The following is a 7069-nucleotide window of genomic DNA, read 5'->3' as shown; positions in this document are numbered from 1 at the left end:
AAGTTATTTACAACAATTACTGAAATACCATTTAAGCTTCTTTCAAAAGCATAAACCTTTTTATTATCCTTATCTAATATTCTATAATCTCCATAAGCTATTGCATCTTCTTCTTTTCTAAGTTCAATTAGCTTTTTATAATGATAAAATATTGAATCTTTATCCTTTAAATTATTTTCAGCATTAATTTCCTTATATCTTTCTGATACATTTATCCAAGGTGTTCCCTTAGTAAAACCAGAGTTTATACTAGCATCCCATTGCATTGGAGTTCTAGAGTTATCTCTAGATTTACTCTTTAGTATTTCAAGAATTTCTTCTTTATTTTTCCCTTCTTCTGTTAAAATATTATAGTAATTGATAGATTCAACATCTCTATACTCTTCAATATCTTCAAATTCAGGATTAGTCATTCCTATTTCTTCTCCTTGATAAATATAAGGAGTTCCTTTCATTAAATGAACTACTGTTGCTAGCATTTTGGATGATTCTTTAAGATATTCATTAACATTACCAAATCTAGAGTTTATTCTTGGCTGATCATGATTACACCAAAATAGTGCATTCCACCCATCACCATCTATTAACCCTCTTTGCCATGAATTGAATAAATCTTTTAATGCTTTAAAATCAAAGTCCATTAATGACCATTTCTCACCATCTTTATAATCAACCTTTAAATGATGGAAATTAAATACCATAGATAATTCTTTTTCTTTTCTATTAGAATATTTAACACAATTATCAATTGAAGTTGAAGACATTTCTCCTACAGTTATAATATCTTCATGCTTTCCAAAGGTATTTTCATTTAATTCCTTTAGATACTTATGGATATTAGGACCATCGGTATAAAATCTTCTTCCATCACCTTCATCATCATTTTCATAGACTTCTGGCTTGGAGATAAGGTTTATTACATCTAATCTAAAACCCTTTACTCCTTTTTCTATCCAAAAGTTAACTACCTTATAAATTTCATTTCTTAATTCTTCATTATCCCAATTTAAATCTGCTTGAGTTACATCAAATAAATGAAGATAATATTCATCAAATTTTTCTACATACTCCCAGGCACTACCACCAAATTTAGAAATCCAATTAGTTGGAGCTCCTCCATTATTGCCTTTCTTGAAAATATAATAGTTCTTATATTTTTCATCACCATTCATAGCTTTTTTAAACCATTCATGCTCAGTAGATGTATGATTGAACACCATATCTAGCATAAGATATATATCTCTATCCTTTGCTTCTTTGACTAATTCCTCAAACTCCTCCATTGTTCCATAACGTGGATCTATGCTACAATAATCAGCTACATCATAACCATTATCTTTCTGTGGGGAGATATACACTGGGGTTAACCAAATATAATCAACCCCTAATGATTTAAGGTAGTCTAGTTTCCCTATTATCCCTTTTATATCTCCAATACCATCATTATTACTATCACTAAAAGACTTAGGATATATTTGATAAACTACACTTTTCTTAAAATCCTTCATTAATTTATACACTCCATATTTTTTTATTACTTTTACTACTGTTTTATTTTTCTACTGCAATTTTATTTAATTTAGTCTTTGAAAATACTATTGTTAGTACAAATGGAACTACTACTGCAATTGCCATACATAATAGGTAAGGTAACATACTATTTCCTTGCATTGAAAGTATTGCTGGTAATCCTCCAACCCCTACAGAGTTAGCTGTTGCATTAAATAACATTGAAACTACACCTGCTATACCTGATCCAATTAAAGCTGCTAAGAATGGATAGAAGAACTTTAAGTTAACACCGAATATTGAAGGTTCAGTAACACCTAAATAAGCTGATATACAAGCTGGTACTGCAATTTGCTTAGCTTCTGCATTCTTTCTCTTTAAGAAAATATATCCTAAAACTGCTGATCCTTGAGCTATATTAGCAAGTGCAACTATTGGCCATACATAAGTACCTCCAGTTGTAGCAATTAATTGTAAATCTATTGGTAATAAAGTATGATGTAATCCCGTAATAACTAGGATTGGGTAAGTAAATCCATAAACGCCTGCGAATAACCATCCAAAAGATGAATTAAATCCTGTTTGTACTACTGTTGCAATTATATCTCCAATTTTCCAACCAATAGGTCCAAGTACTGTGTGTGCTAATATTACAGTTGGTACTAATGATAGGAAAGGTACAATAATCATTTGAATAGCATCTGGTGAAATTTTCTTTGCTAATCTTTCTAAATATACGAAAGTAAATCCTACTAAGATAGCTGGGATAATTTGCGCTTGATATCCAATCATTTCAACTTTTGCAAATCCAAAATCCCAATATGGAATAGTTTCTGCACCAGTTACACCATATGCATTTAATAATTGAGGTGAAACAAGAGTAATACCAATAACTATACCAATCATTTGGTTAGCACCCATTTTCTTAGCTACTGACCAAACTACACCTACAGGTAAGAAGTGGAATACAGCTTCACATATTAACCATAGGAAACTATTTACACCATTCCAGAATACTGAAATTTCTACTAAAGCTTTAGTTCCTTCTTCAAAAAGCTTCATATCTCCAATAATATTTCTAAAACCTAGTAGTAACCCTCCAACAATTATAGCTGGTATTAATGGTGAGAATATTTCTGCAATATTAGCAACTACTCTTTGTAGTAAATTCATATTTTGTTTAGATGCTTCTTTAACCGAGTCTTTGCTTTCACCTGTTAGTCCACTTTCTGCTATAAATTCATTATAGAAAGTTGATACTTGCGGTCCTATAATTACTTGGAATTGTCCAGCTTGAGTAAATGTTCCTTTTACAGATGGTAAACCTTCTATATTTTTTACATCAGTATGCTTTGGATCATTTAAAACAAATCTCATTCTTGTTACACAATGAGTAACTGCTGAAATATTTTCTACTCCTCCTAAATATTCAATTAGTAACTTCACATCTTTATTAAACTTTCCCATTATTATTTCTCCCTCCATAATATTCACAATAACTTGTACTTACATCTTATACACCTACTTTATCATATACGTACATGTATGTCAAACGTTTTCATAAATATTTTCTAAAAATAATATAAAAAAGAGAAGTATATAATTTTTAACTTTTTGATATACTTCTCTTTTTTGTTTACTATTTATTAATTTCACTATAGACCATTAAAGTCTAAACATAATAGCTTCATAAGGTCTTAACTTTAACGTCTTAATATTTGTGCTTGAATCGCTATAGTTGCTTAATAAAATATTTGGTTCTTTATTAACTATATCTTTATAATTAAACTCTATATTTTCTCCATAAAAGTTACATACAACTAATATCTTATCTCCATTTAATTCTCTAGTATAAGCATATATACTCTTGTCTTCTGGATCTATAAGAGTATAGTCACCATAAATTATAACTTCATTTTCTTTTCTTAATTCTATAAGCTTTTTATAATGATAGAATATTGAGTTTTTATCCTTTAAAGCTCTTTCTACATTTATGTCTTTATAATTTTCATTTATAGTAAGCCATGGCTTTCCTGTTGTAAATCCTGCATTTTCTTCTTCTGACCATTGCATTGGAGTTCTTGCATTATCTCTTCCCTTTACGTATATCGACTCCATTATTTCTTCATGCTTAAATCCTCTAGCTATCCTATCCTTATACATATTTCTTATTTCAATATCATTATATTCTTCTATTGTATCAAATTTAATATTTGTCATACCAATTTCTTCACCTTGATATATATAAGGGGTACCTTTTAATCCATGTAAAAGAGTAGCAAGCATCTTTGCGCTTTCAACTCTATATTCTTTATCATCTCCCCATCTTGAAACTATTCTTGGAAGATCATGATTATTCCAGAATAAACTATTCCATCCTTCTCCTTCAAGTTCAGTTTGCCATTTAGAAAATACCCTTTTTAAATCCCTAAGATCTAGAGGTTTTAAATCCCACTTATTTTTACCTGGAATTTTATCTAAACTAATATGTTCAAATTGGAAAACCATACTTAATTCATTTCTACTAGGATTTGAATAAAGCTTAGCTACCTCTGGAGTTGCTCCCCATGTTTCACCAACTGTCAGCAAGTCATGATTCCCAAAAGAATTTCTATTCATTTCTTGAAGGTAATCATGAAGCATTGGCCCATTTTCTTTAATCATTTCATCTGGTACCTTACCAACTAAATCGATAACATCCATTCTAAACCCGCCAATCCCCTTATCTATCCAGAAATTCATCATTTTCCAAACTTCTTCTCGTACCTTTGGATTTTCCCAGTTAAGATCAGGTTGTTTCTTACTAAATAAATGTAAGTAATACTCTCCTGATTCTTCATCATATTCCCATGCACTACCACTAAAAGTAGATATTAATTCATTTGGTTCCTTTCCGTTAACAGGTTTTCTCCATATATAATAATCTCTATATTCATTATCCTTAGACTTCTTTGCTTCTATAAACCACTTATGTTCATCGGAAGTATGATTTACAACTAAGTCCATAAGAATCTTTATTCCTCTTTTGTTACTTTCTTTTAGTAGTATATCCATATCCTCCATAGTTCCAAACTCATCCATAATATCATAATAATCACTAATATCATAACCATTATCATCATTTGGAGATTTATAAACAGGACTTAACCAAATAACATCTATTCCAAGTTCTTTTAAGTAATCAAGTTTTTCAATTATACCTTGAATATCACCTATCCCATCACCATTACTATCTTTAAAACTTCTCGGATAGATTTGATACACTACTGAACTATGCCACCATTTTTGTTCCATAAAACACACCCCTTTACACTTGTACGTATATGTTGTTTAGTTATATGATAAACCTTTACAAAAGCAATGTCAATATTAAAGTAAATGGAGTTGCATTAAGCAACTCCATTTCATAATTAGCAGTTAACAGTTAATAAATAATGGTAAATTTATATATTAAGGTTTTTCAGGAGCTTCTCCCTCCATACCTTCTGGAGGCATTCCCTGCATTCCACCTTGACCTCTTCCTCCACCTGGATTACCAAAACCACCAGCACTTTGGCCTACAGTAGTTACTATACTAGAAACAGTAAAACTATCTCCTTCAGTTCCTCCTGAATAATTTCCTTCATTATATAATCCATCCTCTAAAGTTCCTGTTGATTCTCCACCTGTATAAATTTTATAACTACTTCCTGTTTTAATATTAGGTGATGATACAATAAGAGAACCTATAGATTTACTTGGTACAAAAGTTATTACTTCATTTCCACTCTCATCCTCAATACGAATAATACTATTTGCATCAAAAGATTTATTTATGTTAAATATATTTTGAGTTGATGATTCACTTGGTGCTTGAGCCATTCCTGATGATCCTGCTGCAATCAATAAACCACCAGTTATATCAAACTTACTATCGTAATCTAGGGCTCCATTACCACCATTTTCAGGTCCATTTACTATAACTACTCCATCCTTCATATAAATAGATCCATTTGCATCTAGCCCATCACCACTAGCATCTACAATGATTCTTCCACCATTTATGTTAAGTGCTGCATTGCCAGATGAAGCAAAGTTGTTTTGTCCTGGTCTACCATTAATTGAAGATCCATCATTACCACCAGCAACATTTATTCCATCATCGCTAGCTACAAGATTTATTCTTCCATCATTAATATTTACTATTTCAGCCTCAATTCCTTCATAAGACTTAGCAATATTAATTTCGCCTGAATTAATATCAACAGTAGAATCTCCATGAACACCATCATCTCCTGAAGAAATATTTATTATTCCTCCATTAATTTCAACATTGCTATTTGAGTGTATTGAATCATCTGCAGAGTCTATATTTATATTTCCACCATCTATTTTAACTAAATTGCTTCCTTTTATTCCTTTTGCACTTATAGTATCTTCTTCAGTAGTAGTATTATTAGTATTCTTATTATCCATTGTCCTTCCAAAGATTCCCCAAGTTTCACTTTCCTTACTACTATTTTCACTACCTCCACCAGAGTTTATAGTTATATCTCCTCCTGTTACAGTAGCATTAGTTTCAGCTTGTATTCCATCTTCTAATGAAGTTATATTTATAGTTCCACCTTCAATTAATACATATCCTTTTTCTGTATCTTCAGCATTATTAGATTTTATCCCATCTCCTGATGCATTAATATTAATATTACCACTAGAAATTGTAACTGAATCTTTTCCTCTAAGACCATCTGCTATTGAAGTAATATTAATATCTGCTTCTGATATTTTTAAATCATCTTTACTAGTTATAGCATTATTATAGTTAGAATTAACAGTTAATTTTCCTGTTCCACTTATAAATAAATCATCCTTACTAAATATAGCAGCATTGGGCTCATCATTAGTTTCATCTTCATAAACATAATTTTCTCCATCTGTTACTATATTTTCACTTCCTTCTTGAAGTACTAAATAAGTATTTTTTGAACTCATACTATAAATTGGTGCACTGTTAGTAGAAGTTATATCAACACCATTTAAAACAATTTTTACATTATCCTCTTTACCAGCATTAACTACTATTTGACCATCCTTTAAAGTTCCGGTAAACCCATAGGTTCCAGCTGAGTTTATAACTACCTTGCTTCCATCTACAGTAGCTCCATTTCCATCAATTGATATAGTATCTCCTAAAGTAATATTCGTATCTACTTCTATAGTTTCTCCACTTATTGCAGAATTTTCATTCACATTTTTACTACATCCTACTCCATATAAAAGTATAGAAGCTATAGATAAAATCGCTATAATTCTTTTACTCATAATAAATCCTCCTAGATTTTCATTGAGTAAATAATATCACTTTTACCTTAAATGAATCTTAAAGAAAAAAAGATTAATAGAGATGTCTAAAACAACCTATTAATCTTACTATTTATTATATATATTCAATTTTAAAAGCACTTCATCATTGTTTATTAGGAATTAAAGGATGTACATAAACCTTATTCTTATCTTTAATAATACTATTATCTTTTTCTTTTACAACTTCATTTAATTCTACATATGAATTATTAATAAC

Annotated in this window: 4 protein-coding genes; all 4 read right to left on the bottom strand. The window is 30.2% G+C overall.

The window, feature by feature from the left end:
• Positions 1-1508 (bottom strand): alpha,alpha-phosphotrehalase (treC, locus tag E6248_RS11040; RefSeq protein WP_316340856.1); only part of this gene is annotated, 1508 nt, incomplete at its 3' end.
• A 43-nt stretch (positions 1509-1551) separates the two neighbouring features.
• Positions 1552-2976, bottom strand: coding sequence for a PTS system trehalose-specific EIIBC component (gene treP / locus E6248_RS11035; RefSeq protein ID WP_316340855.1), 1425 nt, complete (start codon positions 2974-2976; stop codon positions 1552-1554).
• A gap of 198 nt (positions 2977-3174) precedes the next feature.
• Entirely contained in the window at positions 3175-4803 is a 1629-nt protein-coding gene (locus E6248_RS11030) for an alpha-glucosidase (protein ID WP_316340854.1), read from the bottom strand.
• Between the two features lie 156 nt (positions 4804-4959).
• Positions 4960-6810, bottom strand: coding sequence for a carbohydrate-binding domain-containing protein (locus E6248_RS11025; RefSeq protein WP_316340853.1), 1851 nt, complete (start codon positions 6808-6810; stop codon positions 4960-4962).
• Positions 6811-7069 lie beyond the last annotated feature (259 nt).

It is taken from the genome of Clostridium sp. (assembly GCF_032552055.1).
In the GTDB taxonomy this organism is placed as follows: Bacteria; Bacillota; Clostridia; order Clostridiales; family Clostridiaceae; genus Clostridium.
Note: the sequence above shows the minus strand (reverse complement) of the source record. Positions and strands in the feature narration are given on the sequence as shown.

Bases quoted from the DNA above. Each gene is read 5' to 3' on its own strand.
- E6248_RS11030 (WP_316340854.1), bottom strand. From the start codon at position 4,803: ATGGAACAAAAATGGTGGCATAGTTCAGTAGTGTATCAAATCTATCCG.
- E6248_RS11025 (WP_316340853.1), bottom strand. From the start codon at position 6,810: ATGAGTAAAAGAATTATAGCGATTTTATCTATAGCTTCTATACTTTTA.
- treP (WP_316340855.1), bottom strand. From the start codon at position 2,976: ATGGGAAAGTTTAATAAAGATGTGAAGTTACTAATTGAATATTTAGGA.